This window comes from Mesorhizobium sp. CA8 (assembly GCF_020164955.1).
Taxonomy (GTDB): Bacteria; Pseudomonadota; Alphaproteobacteria; order Rhizobiales; family Rhizobiaceae; genus Mesorhizobium.
Genome location: NZ_JAIUHG010000031.1, coordinates 44,875 through 59,288 on the forward strand (window position 1 = coordinate 44,875; position 14,414 = coordinate 59,288).

General features: G+C 61.5%; 14 protein-coding genes and 1 pseudogene. 6 read left to right on the forward strand and 9 right to left on the reverse strand.

The window, feature by feature from the left end; translation table 11 throughout:
- Positions 1 to 5: 5 nt before the first annotated feature.
- Both carB and LB553_RS26430 read left to right on the forward strand, forming a co-directional pair.
- Complete coding sequence (gene carB, locus LB553_RS26425) at positions 6 to 3,509, forward strand: carbamoyl-phosphate synthase large subunit (RefSeq protein ID WP_224517619.1); 3,504 nt, start codon at positions 6 to 8, stop codon at positions 3,507 to 3,509.
- A 162-nt stretch (positions 3,510 to 3,671) separates the two neighbouring features.
- A complete protein-coding gene (locus LB553_RS26430) occupies positions 3,672 to 5,075 on the forward strand; it encodes a hypothetical protein (RefSeq protein WP_224517622.1) in 1,404 nt (467 codons plus the stop codon).
- 91 nt (positions 5,076 to 5,166) lie between these two features.
- On the opposite strand, the gene LB553_RS26435 is transcribed toward LB553_RS26430, so the two are convergent.
- From LB553_RS26435 to LB553_RS26465, 8 genes and pseudogenes are all read right to left on the reverse strand, one after another.
- Positions 5,167 to 5,559 (reverse strand): Rid family hydrolase, encoded by a 393-nt coding sequence (locus LB553_RS26435; protein ID WP_224517624.1) that lies wholly within the window; start codon positions 5,557 to 5,559, stop codon positions 5,167 to 5,169.
- A gap of 247 nt (positions 5,560 to 5,806) precedes the next feature.
- Positions 5,807 to 6,361 (reverse strand): DUF4142 domain-containing protein, encoded by a 555-nt coding sequence (locus LB553_RS26440; protein WP_224517625.1) that lies wholly within the window; start codon positions 6,359 to 6,361, stop codon positions 5,807 to 5,809.
- A gap of 114 nt (positions 6,362 to 6,475) precedes the next feature.
- A complete protein-coding gene (locus tag LB553_RS26445; RefSeq protein WP_224517627.1) occupies positions 6,476 to 7,231 on the reverse strand; it encodes a DUF899 family protein in 756 nt (251 codons plus the stop codon).
- Between the two features lie 116 nt (positions 7,232 to 7,347).
- Positions 7,348 to 8,166, reverse strand: coding sequence for a carbohydrate ABC transporter permease (locus tag LB553_RS26450; RefSeq protein WP_224517677.1), 819 nt, complete (start codon positions 8,164 to 8,166; stop codon positions 7,348 to 7,350).
- A gap of 7 nt (positions 8,167 to 8,173) precedes the next feature.
- Positions 8,174 to 9,088 carry a carbohydrate ABC transporter permease gene (locus tag LB553_RS26455; RefSeq protein ID WP_224517679.1) on the reverse strand — a complete coding sequence of 305 codons (915 nt, stop codon included), beginning with the start codon at positions 9,086 to 9,088 and terminating at the stop codon, positions 8,174 to 8,176.
- Between the two features lie 23 nt (positions 9,089 to 9,111).
- Positions 9,112 to 10,368: an ABC transporter substrate-binding protein gene (locus tag LB553_RS26460; RefSeq protein ID WP_224517629.1), complete on the reverse strand. Its 1,257-nt coding sequence runs from the start codon at positions 10,366 to 10,368 to the stop codon at positions 9,112 to 9,114.
- Positions 10,369 to 10,789: 421 nt separating this feature from the next.
- Positions 10,790 to 10,894, reverse strand: a pseudogene (locus LB553_RS30735) (GNAT family N-acetyltransferase); the annotation flags it as partial.
- Between the two features lie 5 nt (positions 10,895 to 10,899).
- Positions 10,900 to 11,826, reverse strand: a complete 927-nt coding sequence (locus tag LB553_RS26465) for a lytic transglycosylase domain-containing protein (protein ID WP_224517630.1) — start codon at positions 11,824 to 11,826, stop codon at positions 10,900 to 10,902.
- Between the two features lie 246 nt (positions 11,827 to 12,072).
- On the opposite strand from LB553_RS26465, the gene LB553_RS26470 reads away from it, so the two are divergent.
- Positions 12,073 to 12,642: a methylated-DNA--[protein]-cysteine S-methyltransferase gene (locus LB553_RS26470; RefSeq protein WP_224517632.1), complete on the forward strand. Its 570-nt coding sequence runs from the start codon at positions 12,073 to 12,075 to the stop codon at positions 12,640 to 12,642.
- Between the two features lie 22 nt (positions 12,643 to 12,664).
- Here LB553_RS26470 and LB553_RS26475 read toward each other — a convergent pair whose 3' ends face one another.
- Entirely contained in the window at positions 12,665 to 12,991 is a 327-nt protein-coding gene (locus tag LB553_RS26475) for a hypothetical protein (RefSeq protein WP_224517634.1), read from the reverse strand.
- 384 nt (positions 12,992 to 13,375) lie between these two features.
- Here LB553_RS26475 and LB553_RS26480 point away from each other — a divergent pair, with 384 nt between their 5' ends.
- From LB553_RS26480 to LB553_RS26490, 3 genes are all read left to right on the forward strand, one after another.
- The gene (locus tag LB553_RS26480; RefSeq protein ID WP_027168154.1) at positions 13,376 to 13,588 is read left to right on the forward strand and encodes a cold-shock protein; all 213 of its coding nucleotides are present in this window, start codon (positions 13,376 to 13,378) and stop codon (positions 13,586 to 13,588) included.
- 326 nt (positions 13,589 to 13,914) lie between these two features.
- Positions 13,915 to 14,115, forward strand: a complete 201-nt coding sequence (locus tag LB553_RS26485; protein WP_224517636.1) for a hypothetical protein — start codon at positions 13,915 to 13,917, stop codon at positions 14,113 to 14,115.
- Complete coding sequence (locus tag LB553_RS26490) at positions 14,112 to 14,306, forward strand: type II toxin-antitoxin system RelE family toxin (protein WP_224517638.1); 195 nt, start codon at positions 14,112 to 14,114, stop codon at positions 14,304 to 14,306. The genes LB553_RS26485 and LB553_RS26490 overlap by 4 nt, the downstream gene beginning before the upstream one ends.
- The last annotated feature ends 108 nt before the right edge of the window (positions 14,307 to 14,414 follow it).

The following is a 14,414-nucleotide window of genomic DNA, read 5'->3' on the forward strand; positions in this document are numbered from 1 at the left end:
TAGACATGCCAAGACGCACCGACATCAAGTCGATCCTGATCATCGGGGCCGGCCCCATCGTCATCGGCCAGGCTTGCGAGTTCGACTATTCCGGCACCCAGGCCTGCAAGGCGCTGAAGGAAGAGGGTTTCCGCGTCATCCTGGTCAACTCCAACCCAGCCACCATCATGACGGATCCGGAGCTGGCCGACGCCACCTATATCGAACCGATCACGCCCGAAGTGGTGGCCAAGATCATTGCCAAGGAGCGGCCGGACGCGCTGCTGCCGACCATGGGCGGCCAGACGGCGCTCAACACCGCTTTGTCGCTGCGCCGCATGGGCGTGCTCGAGCGCTATCAAGTCGAGATGATCGGCGCCGACGCCCACGCCATCGACAAGGCCGAGGACCGCGCGCTGTTCCGCCAGGCGATGAGCAAGATCGGGCTCGAGACGCCGAAGTCGATGCTGGCCAACGCCACCGAGGTCAAGGACGCCGACCGCAAGATCCATGAGGCCGAGCGCGCCGCGCTGAAGGCGGAAAACCCGGAGAACCTCGATGCCGCGCTCGATGCGCTGGAAACCCGCTGGAACCTCGGCGAAGGCGACCGCAAGCAGCGCTATATCAGCCATGCCATGGCGATCGCCGCCCAGGCGCTCGACCATGTCGGCCTGCCGGCCATCATCCGCCCCTCCTTCACCATGGGCGGCACCGGCGGCGGCATCGCCTACAACCGTGCCGAATTCTACGACATCGTCCAGTCGGGCCTCGATGCCTCGCCCACCACCGAGGTGCTGATCGAGGAGAGCGTGCTCGGCTGGAAGGAGTATGAGATGGAGGTCGTCCGCGACAGGGCGGACAATTGCATCATCATCTGCTCGATCGAGAACCTCGATCCGATGGGCGTGCACACCGGCGATTCCATCACCGTCGCGCCGGCGCTGACCTTGACCGACAAGGAATACCAGATGATGCGCAACGCCTCGATCGCGGTGCTGCGCGAGATCGGCGTCGAGACCGGCGGCTCCAACGTGCAGTTCGCCGTCAACCCGGCCGACGGCCGGCTGGTGGTCATCGAGATGAATCCGCGCGTCTCGCGCTCGTCGGCGCTTGCCTCGAAGGCCACCGGCTTCCCGATCGCCAAGGTCGCGGCGAAGCTTGCCGTCGGCTACACGCTGGACGAGCTGGAGAACGACATCACCGGCGGCGCGACGCCCGCCTCGTTCGAGCCGACCATCGACTATGTGGTGACGAAGATCCCGCGCTTTGCTTTCGAAAAATTCCCCGGCGCCGAGCCGGTGCTGACCACCGCCATGAAGTCGGTGGGCGAAGTGATGGCCATCGGCCGCACTTTTCAGGAATCGCTGCAGAAGGCTTTGCGCGGACTGGAAACCGGTCTCACCGGATTGGATGAGATCGAGATTCCGGGCCTTGGCCACGGGAGCACCGCCGCCAGCCACACCGACGACCGCAACGCGATCCGCGCCGCGCTCGGCACGCCGACGCCGGACCGGCTGCGCATGGTGGCGCAGGCGATCCGCATGGGCACCTCGCTGGAAGACGTGCACGCCATGTGCAAGATCGACCCGTGGTTCCTCGAGCAGATCGCCGGCATCATCGCCATGGAGGAACGCGTCCGCGAGCACGGCCTGCCGCAGGATGCCGTCAATCTGCGCATGCTGAAGGCGATGGGTTTTTCCGACGCCCGCCTCGCCTCGCTAACGAAGACCGACGCGGAAGCGATTCAGAAGGCAAGGCAAAAGCTCGACGTTCATCCGGTCTACAAGCGCATCGACACCTGCGCCGCCGAATTCGCCTCGCCGACCGCCTATATGTACTCGACCTATGAAGTGCCCTTCGTCGGCGAGCCTGCCAACGAGGCGCGCGTGTCGTCGCGCAAGAAGGTCGTCATCCTCGGCGGCGGCCCGAACCGTATCGGCCAAGGCATCGAGTTCGACTATTGCTGCTGCCATGCCGCCTTCGCGCTGCGCGACGCCGGCTATGAAGCGATCATGGTCAACTGCAACCCGGAGACGGTCTCGACCGACTACGACACCTCAGACCGGCTCTATTTCGATCCGCTGACGGCGGAGGACGTGCTGGAGATCCTGCGCGCCGAGCAGGCCTCGGGCGAGCTCGTCGGCGTCATCGTCCAGTTCGGCGGCCAGACGCCGCTGAAGCTGGCCGACGCGCTGGAGAAAGCCGGCATCCCGATCCTCGGCACCTCGCCCGACATGATCGACCTGGCGGAGGACCGCGACCGCTTCCAGAAGCTCCTGCACAAGCTCAACCTCAGCCAGCCGAAGAACGGCATCGCCTATTCGGTCGAGCAGGCCCGCCTCGTCGCCGGCGAGCTCGGCTTCCCGCTGGTGGTGCGCCCATCCTATGTGCTCGGCGGCCGCGCCATGCAGATCATTCATGACGAAGGCATGCTGCAGACCTATCTGCTCGACACCGTGCCGGGCCTGGTGCCTGAGGACATCAAGCAGAAATACCCCAACGACAAGACCGGCCAGATCAACACGCTGCTCGGCAAGAACCCGCTGCTGTTCGACACCTATCTCTCCGGTGCGATCGAAGTCGATGTCGACTGCCTGTGCGACGGCAAGGATACTTTCGTCTCCGGCATTCTGGAGCATATCGAGGAAGCCGGTATCCATTCGGGCGACTCGGCGTGCTCGCTGCCGGTGCACTCGCTGCCCTCCGACCTCGTCGACGAGCTGGAGCGCCAGACGGCGGCCTTGGCGCGCGCCCTCAATGTCGGCGGCCTGATGAACGTGCAGTATGCGATCAAGGACGGCACGGTCTATGTGCTGGAGGTGAACCCCCGCGCCTCGCGCACCGTGCCCTTCGTCGCCAAGACCATCGGGCGTCCCATTGCGAAAATCGCCGCGCGCATCATGGCGGGCGAGACGCTGGAAAACGCCTTCGCCCATTACGGCGCCATGCCCGACGCGCGCAACCCGGGCCACATCGCGGTCAAGGAAGCCGTCTTCCCCTTCGCCCGCTTCCCCGGCGTCGACATCCTGCTCGGCCCGGAGATGCGCTCGACCGGCGAGGTGATGGGCCTCGACCGCGACTTTGCTTTGGCCTTCGCCAAGAGCCAGCTCGGAGCGGGTGTCGATCTCCCCCGCTCCGGCACGCTGTTCGTCTCGGTGCGCGACGAGGACAAGAAGGGCATCCTGCCGGCTGTCAAACGCCTTGCCGGCCAAGGTTTTAAAGTGCTGGCCACCTCCGGCACCGCCCGCTTCCTCGCCGAGAACGGTGTGACGGCCGAAAAGATCAACAAGGTGCTGGAAGGCCGCCCCCACATCGAGGACGCCATCCGCAACCGCCAGGTCCAGATCGTCTTCAACACGACGGACGGTCAGAAGGCCGTGTCGGACTCGAAGTCGCTGCGCAGGGCAACGCTGATGCAGAAGGTGCCGTATTACACGACGCTGTCAGGTGCGGCGGCGGTGGCGGAGGCGATTGCGGCGCTGCGGGCGGGGAGTCTGGAGGTGCGGCCGCTGCAGGAGTATTTTGGGTGAGGGTTAGCCGACAGCCAAATAGATTGGCTAAATAGCGATATCGCTTCCTTTCATCCGAATTACTTTGCTTGCACAATTGCTGTGCATGAGTTCCAAATCGGCATTCTTCCGCGCCCAAATTTTGTGTAACGTGGAAATCGAATTTTCCTAAAGGAGTCTTCGATGGCTGCGGAAAATGCATCAGACGAGCCCAAAGCGGACTTACCACCTCCCCCAAACGAATTGAATCTCTCCAAGATTGAAGAGTTGGGAACCAGCACCATACCGTCGCCAGCCGAGATGGATATTTCCTTCTTTTCACACCGCACGAGAAAATCCACTCAGCTCATCGGCAACAAGAGCTCGGGTAATCTGATAAAAGCAAAAAAAGAGTGGCTTAGCTTTGACCTAATTCAAACAGCGTACGTCACCTCAGTTAAAGTCTATTGCACTGGATACGAAGATTATCATGAGATGGAAATAAGCTTTGTAGAGATTTCAAACGGCGCCACGATCGTAGAAACGGCAAAATATGATGGTTCTTCATTTTCCTTTGAGCCGAAGAGATTCATCGGTGGATTCGGCATCAGGCCTAGTGAGCGATTCTGGAAAACTGCGAGTATAACGAGAATTGAAGTACAGGGAGTTGAGCAGAAGTTTTTCTCTTCTATTGTAAATCTATTTGAGAATCTTGCGATTGAGAAGGATAGAATTGAAAGCTCTCTCAAGTTGTACTTAGAAGAAGCCAAGATATCGTATAACAAGACGCAATATAATATAAGTAAAATTGCGGAACAAAGCAACGAGATTGAGGCAAATAATTCGGAAATAGAGGAGCTAAATTCAAATATTCAACATCTTAAACAATCAAGCGACGAAATCGACAAGAGAATTGCTATCGGCGTTTCGGTTGAAAATGAGCGAAATGAACGAGTAAAAGCAATTGAATTGAGCATAAACAAGTTGAATTCCGAAAGAGAAGAGATTAGCAGCGATATATCTAAGAAAGAAGCGTATCTTCGGGAGATTAAAAATAATATAAATTTATTTCCGACAGAAATAGCGGGATACGTTAAGCAGGGGACGAACAACATACGTCTCTATGCAGGGATATGCGTCGTTCCGCTTTTGATAATCGGATTGATAACGATCAGATTATTTGCAAATTCTGAAAAGCTTCTCAATTTCTTCCTTCAAAACCATCAGATTGGGATTGTTGAATTCTTGATTTCCCGAATTCCATACGTAGCGATATCAGCATCTGTGCTCGTGGTCTGTTACTCGATTTTATATAGGCTTATATCAGAGATCCTAAATATTAATCGGAAAAGACAAGACCTATATAAGATTAGTATTATCGCTACCGACGTCTCATACGCGTCGCAGGAGGGGATGGAACTAACAAACGACGAAAGGTACGAGCTTCGTACCCAGACGAAGATTGAGATGCTAAAAGAACACCTCAAGCACCATATGAGTGAGGACTATTTATACGCTCCCAGCAAAAATTACGCGAGTAAGATACTTTCGCTTCTTTCCCGACGCAGTAAGGCTGATAATGATGAAGTTGACCAAGCGGCAGCATAAACCATAGACGAAACCGCATCATTCCGATCAAAGGTACGTCCGAACTCCCTTGTGCAACAACCTGTCATTCAAACTTGTTCAGAATTAGCCCTCACGCCACCGCTACACACTCGATCTCAATATCGAACTCCATCGGCCATGACGCCACTGGCACAAAACTCCGTGCCGGCGGGTTGGTCGAAAAATACCGCGCATAGACCCGGTTGATGGCACTGTAGAAGCCGGAATTGACGGCGTAGATGCGCACCATCACTACCTTGTCCAGCGAGGTGCCGGCCGCTTCCAGGCAATGTTTCAGCGCCTTCAGCGACGCCTCGGTCTGGGTCTCGATGTCGCCGCGCACCATCTCGCCGGTCACCATGTCCACCGGCGGCGTCGCCGAGATGAACACGAAGCCGTTGGCCCGCACCGCCGTAGAGCACGGCAGGCCGAGCGAGCGCACCTTGGCCGACATCACAGGCACTTCGATGACTTCCTTGTCCATGGCGGTCCTCCCTTTGTTGCGCGCGAGCTTATCGCGGCAGCGAGGGAACGCCAGCCTTCCCTTCCCCCCTTGTGGGGGAAGGTGGATCGGCGCGATAGCGCCGAGACGGATGAGGGGTGTTCCAGCCTGGCAAAATCGCTCGTCCAACCCGTGTGGCTTATTGCCAGCGTCTCGCTCCGCTGGAACACCCCTCATCCGGCCGCTTCGCGGCCACCTTCTCCCGCAAGGGGAGAAGGCAAGGGCGGCCTCACTGATGCGCGACCGCCAGTTCCTTCACATGCTTCTCGTGCATCTTCAGCACCGGCAGCGTTTTCTTGGCGAATTCCTTCATCGCCGGGTCGTCGCCGGAATTGGCATAGGTGGAAAACAGCGCCACAGCGTCCTTATGCGCGTCGGCCTGCATCTTGATGTATTTGGCGTCGAATTCCTTGCCGCTCGCAGCCTTCAAGTCGTCGAGCAGCTGCTGTTCCTTAGGCTGCAGCGCGGGGCCGGCGGGCTTGATCGACGCGGTGGTCTGGCCCTGGCTCAACGCCGCCTTGAAATCCTCGCCGGCCTTGCTGTGATCCTTGATCATCTGCGCGGCGAAAGCCTTGACGTCGGCCGACGCCGATTTCTCTTGCGCCAGCTTGCTCGACTCGATTTCGAACATATTGGCATTCGGCACCGTCGTGACGAAGGTCTGGGTGTCGACCTTGTTCTCGGTCACCATCGGTCCCACGGCGTCTGAATTGTCCGACTGGGCGAACGCGGCGGGCGCGCCGGCAAGAAGCGCGACGGCGACCAGGGGCAGCAGCGTTTTCATCTCGATCTCCGATCCGAAACAGCCCCTCCGCCTTCCCCAACGCGGCACCGGCCCCAGGGTTGCCTAAGAGGTTGCCTCGAAAGGAAGCGCGCGGGCCGGGCGCCCGCATCGCCATCAGTGGCAGTGCGCGCCGGCGGTCTGCCCGGCATATTGCAGCTGCTCGTGCCAGTTCGGCCGCCCTTCGGGCGTGAAATCCATCAGGTTCCACAGGATCTCGCAGGTGCCGATGCCGCGCGGGTCCTGGCCCGGGTCCGATGGCGCGAAGTCTAGCTCCGACGACCAGAAATGCCGGATGCCGTCACTATTACGGTGAAACACCGAAAGCAGCGGTATCTGCGCGCCCTCGGCCGTTTCGGAGTTGTAGTCGCGCTTGAAAGCGTTGCCGGCCGACGAGACGAGCCGCATGTTTTTCCAGCCGCGGTCGCGGCCGAGCGCTAGCAGATTGTCGAGCGCGGTCTTCGCCACCACCGCGAAGTTAAAGCCCGCCGCTTCGAGATGGCCGATCGCGCCGTCGAACTGGTCGAGCAGCGCCGTGCAGGACGGGCATGGCTGGTCCTGCCGGGCAAGCTTCGCCGTCTCGCCGCTCGCCGCCACCTCGCGCGTCTCCTGCGGGTGGCGCGGGAACATCATCTGATAGAGGATCAGCGTATCCTTGCCCGGCGCGAACAGGTCCGACAGCTTGACTTTCGCCGTCTGGCCCTGGTCGTCCAGGGCGTCGAACACATAGTCCTGCGAAACCAAACCACCCGGCGGCAAAGCGCGCCTTGCCTCCGCCACCGCTTCCATGGCGCGGCGCAGCTCGATTTCCTTGCGCAGCAATTTTTCGCGCGCGGTGCGATATTTGGTGGATTCATTGGGAAAGGTGATCATGATCGTCTCCTGGCGCCGGCGTCCCGGCGCGGGTTGCTCTACGATCCAAGGACGGCTCGCCGCGACCTGATCCGACATTTCGGCGCACGCTTTCCGGTCACTTTTTCGCGTCGTATCTAGCCTTTGACGCCGCCAGCCGTGAGACCCGACACGATCCTGCGCTGGAAGACGAGCACCAGCACCACCAGCGGCACGGTGACGATCACCGAGGCGGCCATGATGTTGCCCCACGGAATCTCGAACTGCGAATTGCCTGACAGCAGCGCGATCGCCACCGGCACGGTGCGCTGCGTGTTGGTGGAGGTGAAGGTGAGCGCGAACAGGAACTCGTTCCACGCGCTGATGAAGGCGAGCAGCCCGGTGGTGGCTAAAGCCGGCCACATCAGCGGCAGGAAGATGCGCGTGAGGATGGTCCATGGTCCGGCGCCGTCGAGGATCGCCGCTTCCTCGATCTCGACCGGCAGGTCGCGCACGAAAGTGGTGAGCACCCAGACCGTGAACGGCAGCGTGAAGATCATATAGGACAGGATGAGCGCCAGCAGCGAATTGTAGAGATGCAGCGCCCGTATGATCTCGAACAGCCCGGCAAGTGCCGCGACCTGCGGAAACATCGAGACCGACAGCATGGCCAGCATCAGCGCCGAGCGCCCGCGGAAACGAATGCGCGCCAGCGCATAGGCCGCGGTGACGCCGAGCAGCAGCGAGACCGCGACGACCGCGCCGGAGACGATCAGCGAATTGACGAGATTGCGCAGGAAGGGACCTTCGGTCAGCACGTTGCGGTAATTGGCAAGGCTGAACGATTGCGGCCAGAGGCCCGCCTGGAACAGCTCTGTTCCCGATTTCAGGCTGGTGACGATGGCGTAGTAGAACGGAAACACCGCGACGAAGACGATCGCCAGGAGCAGCAGGTAGAAGCCGGCGCGCTTCAGCATCTTCACATCAGCGCCCTCCCTCGAAACTCAGCCGGCCGATGCGGATATAGGCGATGGTGAGCAGGCCGATGATCAGGAAAAGCAGCGTCGAGGCGGCCGAGCCATAGGCGAACTTGTCGAACTCGAACAGGTTCTCGCGCGCGAAGATCGACATTGACTTGGTCTGCACATTGTTGGGCGTCAGCACATAGATCAGGTCGAAGATGCGCAGCGCGTCGAGCGCGCGGAAGATCACCGCCACCATCACCGCCGGACGGATCAACGGCAAGGTCACCCGCCAGAAGATCTGCCACGGGTTCGCGCCGTCGAGCTTCGCCACCTCTATAATCTCGCGCGGCAGCATCTGCAGGGCCGCCAGGATCAGCAGCGCCATGAACGGCGTCGTCTTCCAGATATCGACGATCAGCACGGCGATCATCGCGGTATCGGCATTGGCGGTCCAGGCGATCTTGGTGTCGATCAGGCCGAGATTGAGAAGCGCGACATTGATGATGCCGAACTGGTCGTTGAGCATCCACTGCCACATCTTGGCCGAGACGATGGTCGGGATCGCCCAGGGAATGAGGATCGCGGCCCGCACGATGCCGCGTCCCGGGAATTCCGTGTTGAGCGCAAGCGCCACGATCATGCCCAGCACCGTCTCGCAGGCCACCGACACCACGGCAAAGCGCACCGTGTTCCACACCGCGCGCCACCAGACCGGATCGACGAGCAACCCGTCATAGAGCAGGCGGCCGCTCGGCAGGCGCAGCACCGAAAAGTAATTGTCGAAGCCCACCCATTGCCGCGCGTCGAGGTCCGCCAGCGAAGCATCGGTGAAACCGTAATAGACCGTGCGCAGGAACGGCCAGCCGGCGACGGCGGCGAGCACGAGAAGCATCGGCGCGAGGAACAGCCAGGCCGTGCGCACGCGTCGGCGCATCAGCGGCGATTGCCTTGCCGCGCTCACCAGCCCTTGCCTTTCAGCCTGGTCAGCCTCGCGCCGAGATCGGCCAGATTGTCGGCGGCGCCGCCCTGGCCGGAGATCGTGTCGTGCACGGCAGTCCAGAACTGGCTGGATGCCTCGTTGTACTTGATCCTGGCGGTAGCCGACGGCCTTGGCTGCGCGTTGAGAAAAATCTCTTTCCAGCGCGGCACGATCGGCTGCTGCCGGGCGATGTCGGCGTCGTCATAGAGCGCCGGAATGGTCGGCAGGTTGGACGTTCTGAGCGTCCGGTATTTCTGCATCTCGCGCGACGCGATGAACTTGACCAGCTCGATCGCCTCGTCTGGATGTTTCGAATATCTGGACACCGCAAGGTTCCAGCCGCCGAGCGTGGCGACCGGCCGCCCGCCTTCGCCGGCGGGCAGCGGCGCCACGTCGAACTTGCCCTTGATCGGCGAATTCTCGCTGTTGCCGAGCGCATAGGCATAGGGCCAGTTGCGCATGAAGACGGCATTGCCGGTCTGCCAGACGCCGCGCGTTTCTTCCTCCTGATAGGCGAGCACGCCCGGCGGTGCGATCGTGCCGATCCAGCCTTTGACCATGTCGAGCGCCGCGGCCGCCTTCGGATTGTCGATGGAGATTTCACCGTCCGGCTCGATGATCCGACCGCCGCCATTCGACATCACCCATTCGAGCGCGTTGCAGGTCAGCCCCTCATAGGCGTTGCCCTGGAAGACGAAGCCCCAGATGTCCTTGTTGCCGGCCGCCCGCTCCTTGTTCATCACAAGCTTGGCGGTATCGGCCAGCTCCTTCCAGGTGGTCGGAACCTTGGCGCCATATTTGTCGAGCAGATCCTTGCGGTAATAGAGCGCCGGCGCGTCAGTGAAGATCGGCAGCGCGACCAGCCTGCCGTTGACCGTCTGCGATTGGATGATCGACGGGAAATGCTCACCCACCACATCCCTTGTCGCCTCGGTCAGGTCGACCAGCTGGCTGGCAAGCTGCGGGGCCCAGATCACGTCGGTCTGGTAGACGTCGATATCGCTGCTGCCGGCGGCGAGCCAGAGTCGGTACTGGCCGAACTGGTCGGTGGTCGAGGGCGGAATGACGACGATATCGACCTTGTTGCCGCTCTTCTTCTCGTAACGATCCAGTATCTCGCGCAGCACCTTGATGCCGTTGCCGGTATCGCCCGACACGATCGACAGTTCCACGGCTCGCGCTTGAACAGCGCCCAGCAGCATGCCGGCGGCCAGGAATGCTGAAGCGAGCTTCACAGGATTGCGGACCTCCCTGCGCGACCGGCGACGCACAGGTCACGGCTCATCAAGGCCCCTGCGTTGAATGCGCGACGCCGCTTAGGGTTCCCGCGTTGTGCGTGGCCGACCGGGCCAGCAGGTCGGTGAAGCCGATCTCGGTGGCTCGCCGCGTCGGCGGCCCGTTCAGTCCGCCTCGCTTCACGCAAAGCGGACGGGCTCCGAAACCCCCGCCCCGGAGCCCGCCTGGGAGTGGCTGACGCATGCCGGCACAGCCTCCTCCGACGCCTTGCCCGCGTCGATCCGCCGATCGGCCGCCCGGCACGACGACGAATTAGCATGCCCTAACGTCAGCCTATGTGAAGGAGTTCACAATGCTGGCGCGCAGGCGATTGCAACGCCGCGCCGGGAGCCTCCAATACGGGCCGCCGCGCTTTGCGCGTCAGCCTTCCCAGTCGACCGGGATCATGCCGAGCCGCTCGTAGAGCCTAAAGGCCGCCGTGTTCTTCACCGTGTTGGTCTTGAGATCGATATGCGCGCGGGACCGTCCGCTCAGGCGTCGGGTTGCAGGCGGTGCCGCTTGCGGTCGGTGCCAAGGCCGGTCGCATCAAGCAGGCCCTTGCGCTTGGCGTCGTAGTAGTAGCCGGTCTGGTAGAGCGTGTCGGCCCGCTTGGCGTTGCCGCCCGAAACCAGCCAGGCGCCGCGCAGATACTTCACCGCGTATTTGAGATTGGTCTCGGCGTCGAACAGGCCGGCGGCCGGTCCGTCATAACCCATGCCGCGCGCCGTCGCGTGCTTGATCTGCATCAGCCCCCAATGTCCATGATTGTAGGCTTTCGGGTTGAAGGTGCTCTCGCGGTTGACGACATGGCGCACCAGTTCGACCGGCACTTCATAGATCGCCGAATATTTCTCGATCAGCCGCTCGATCTCGCCGCGCGGACCGCTGGCATGCTGCTCGGGCTGACCGGGTGCCGCCAGCAGCGCCGGGTTGTCCGGCGCCACATAAGCAACCTGTTGGACGCCCGGCATCGGGGCGACTTTTGCCGACTGGCCGGTGACCGGCATGGCCACGCCCGCGGTCCTATAGACCGCCGCTCGGCTGATGGATGCCGCTCGGCTGATGGACCCTGGGCCAGTCGGCGAGCCGCCGGCCGTCAGCACCGGCGGCGGCGGAAACTGGCCGGCCATCGGCGTCGCTCCGGCGAAAGCCGCAGGCTGAGCCAGAGCCGCGGCGGGCGCGCCGGGCTGAACAGGCGGCGGCAACAGCGCGCCTTGCGTCGCGAGCGCGCCAGGCGTCGCTGGTGCGCCTGGCGTGGTCGCCATGGCGACGACATCGCCGGCCAGCGCCGCTGTCTGCACCTGCGCGAGGCCCGAAGGCTCCGGCAGCACGGCCACGGTTTCCGGCAGGGCAAGGGTCGGCGTGTCGTCCGCGACAGCAGGGGTCGATGCCTCCGCAAGCGCGGGCGCGGCTTTCATCTGCGAGGTCGAGGTGCAACCGCTGAGACCGGCTGCTGCAACGAGCACACCTATCGCGGTGAATATGATTTTAGCTGGCAAGCCGTGCGGGTCCGGTTTGTCGGTTGTTAAGGAGTCCTTACACCAGCGATTCACACCCGGCAATCGGGACCACCAGGCGGTTTTCGGGTGGCGATAACAGGGCGGAGATGCCATATTGTTCTGGATATGTACTCGTTTTTCGCTGTTTTGCGGAAGGAAAACGCTATGAAATCCGCTTCCGAGATCACGGCCGGCCACGCAGTGTTAGAAACAGTGATCGGCTATATGGGCATCGCCTGGAGCGAGAAGGGCCTGATCCGGCTCTGTCTGCCCGAACGCAGCCGCGAAGCGGTCGAGCGCCGGCTGTTCCGCCACCCCGGTGTTTCGACCTCGACAGACCAGCCGCAATGGGTGGTCGAGCTGATCGCCTCGATCAAGGCCTACGCCGCCGGGGAGGACGTCGACTTCTCCGGCGTTCCGGTCGACCTAGACGGCGTCGATGACTTTCGCCTCGCCATCTACGATGCGGCGCGCAAGCTCGGCTTCGGCGAGACCACCACCTATGGCGACCTAGCCACACGCGCCGGCCATGCCGGGCTCGCCCGCGAGACGGGCGCTGCGCTTGGCGCCAATCCGGTGCCGCTTGTCATTCCCTGCCATCGCATCCTCGCCGCGGGCGGCAAGATCGGCGGCTTCTCCGCCCCGGGCGGCTCGACCACCAAGGAAAAGATGCTGGCCATGGAAGGCGTTCGCGTCGGCCCTCCGCCGGCCGCGCAGGCCTCGTTCGGGTTCTGAGGGCGGAGCCCTTTCACACCCTTTAATCTTGCAGGAACCGGCGGCGGAAGCGCCGCTCGAAATCCGGGCGCTTGCAGACATAGACCATGCAGGAGCTGGTGTCGGCGCTCGGCACATAGGCGCGCGCCCTCACTTCGCCCGCGTTGCAGAAGCGCTCGTCGCGCACATAGCGATCGTAAAGCGGCAGTCCCGGCACACGCGTCGACTGGTAGCGCAGAATGACGGCGCCCTGTCTGTCGATCGTCGCCTGTACCCGGTCGCAGCTCATGCGCGTCGGATCATAGCGCGACACCGCTTGCGCCTCCGCGGCCAGCAGCAGGAAGCAGGCGGCAAGCAGGAATGTCTTCATGGTCCCTCTCCTAAAGCAATCCAGGAAAAGTGCGTAGCGGTTTTCCGTCCGGAATTGCGTCAAACCGGATGCTTGGAGAGCGGTTGGCCGTTTCCGTGAAACGGCCAACCGCTCTCGTACGGCAAGCGTCTCATCCCTCCACAACGCGGGGCCGCTGTCAAAACTTCCATGCGCCGCTTGCACTCCGCTCGATCCGGCATGCGGGCGGCGTCCAAGCAACCCATCTTGTTTTCTTGCTCAAACTATCCTATATCCGCAGCATTGAATTTGGCCGATCGATCGGGCCGCGATCTTCGCGTTTGCTGACGTCTATCTCCAAAATTTCGATACCGCCGGCCGGACGTTGGTCCGGTCAAACAAAAGCAAATGTGAAGGGCATTCTACATGGCAACTGGTACGGTCAAGTGGTTCAACGCCACCAAAGGCTACGGCTTCATCCAACCTGACAATGGCGGCGCGGACGTTTTCGTCCACATCTCCGCTGTCGAACGCGCTGGGATGACGAGCCTGGCTGAAGGCCAGAAGATCAACTTCGAGATCGAGCAGGACCGCCGCACCGGCAAGTCCGCTGCTGGGTCTCTGAGCAAGGCAGCCTGATTTGGCTTAAGCATTTTGCGGCAGGCTTTACGGCCGGCGACGCGAAATGCGACTAAGTAAGGCGCGCACTGGGCGAAGGTTCGGGGCGCGCGGCAAGTCACGGATGTACTGACGGTCGCGCGAGAAGCGCGCCGGAGCGAAAAGACCCGACAAGCTGGAACAGCAGATAGCTGCCAGTCCGGACCGGACGCTCCCGATCAGGCTACCGGCACAGGAAGGCGGGCATTGCCCGCCTTTTTTGGTGTCTGAAATCTGGCGAGTTGCTGTCTGGTTTGAATGGTCCCACTGGTGGTACCATTTTAGCCCAATAATGGTACCATTGGCGCATGACCAAGCTTGAACAGATCGAAAAATCCGTCGCCGAACTAAGCCCTGAAGAGCTGAAGGCATTTGCCGCCTGGTTCGAGGCTCTGCAGGCCGATTTGTGGGACAAGCAGATCGAAGCCGACGCGAAGGCGGGCCGGCTGGACAAGCTTGCCGAACAAGCATTGGCTGACCATCGCGCGGGTCGGACGCGACCCGTGTGAACCACTTTGCCGCCCCTGCTTTTTGGGACGCCTACGACAAGCTACCTAAAGCAATCAGGACGAGGGCTGACAGCAGCTTCGCGAAGCTGCGTGCAGATCCGTTTCATCCTTCGCTCCATTTCAAGCGGGTTGGGCGTTATTGGTCAGCTCGAGTTGATCTGGGCTACCGTGCTGTTGCAGTCCGGGACTAGGACGATATGATCTGGTTTTGGATCGGCACTCACTCGGAATATGAGCGCCTTTTGAATAGCCGCTTACGGCCATGTGCATACCGAGCGGCTCGTTGGCGCGCCCATACA

Excerpts from the sequence above, each read along its gene's own strand:
- LB553_RS26455 (WP_224517679.1), bottom strand. The coding sequence starts at position 9,088 with ATGCGCCGACGCGTGCGCACGGCCTGGCTGTTCCTCGCGCCGATGCTT.
- LB553_RS26470 (WP_224517632.1), top strand. The coding sequence starts at position 12,073 with ATGAAATCCGCTTCCGAGATCACGGCCGGCCACGCAGTGTTAGAAACA.
- LB553_RS26445 (WP_224517627.1), bottom strand. The coding sequence starts at position 7,231 with ATGATCACCTTTCCCAATGAATCCACCAAATATCGCACCGCGCGCGAA.
- LB553_RS26480 (WP_027168154.1), top strand. The coding sequence starts at position 13,376 with ATGGCAACTGGTACGGTCAAGTGGTTCAACGCCACCAAAGGCTACGGC.
- LB553_RS26435 (WP_224517624.1), bottom strand. The coding sequence starts at position 5,559 with ATGGACAAGGAAGTCATCGAAGTGCCTGTGATGTCGGCCAAGGTGCGC.
- LB553_RS26465 (WP_224517630.1), bottom strand. The coding sequence starts at position 11,826 with ATGAAAGCCGCGCCCGCGCTTGCGGAGGCATCGACCCCTGCTGTCGCG.
- LB553_RS26430 (WP_224517622.1), top strand. The coding sequence starts at position 3,672 with ATGGCTGCGGAAAATGCATCAGACGAGCCCAAAGCGGACTTACCACCT.
- LB553_RS26450 (WP_224517677.1), bottom strand. The coding sequence starts at position 8,166 with ATGCTGAAGCGCGCCGGCTTCTACCTGCTGCTCCTGGCGATCGTCTTC.
- LB553_RS26440 (WP_224517625.1), bottom strand. The coding sequence starts at position 6,361 with ATGAAAACGCTGCTGCCCCTGGTCGCCGTCGCGCTTCTTGCCGGCGCG.
- LB553_RS26475 (WP_224517634.1), bottom strand. The coding sequence starts at position 12,991 with ATGAAGACATTCCTGCTTGCCGCCTGCTTCCTGCTGCTGGCCGCGGAG.
- carB (WP_224517619.1), top strand. The coding sequence starts at position 6 with ATGCCAAGACGCACCGACATCAAGTCGATCCTGATCATCGGGGCCGGC.
- LB553_RS26485 (WP_224517636.1), top strand. The coding sequence starts at position 13,915 with ATGACCAAGCTTGAACAGATCGAAAAATCCGTCGCCGAACTAAGCCCT.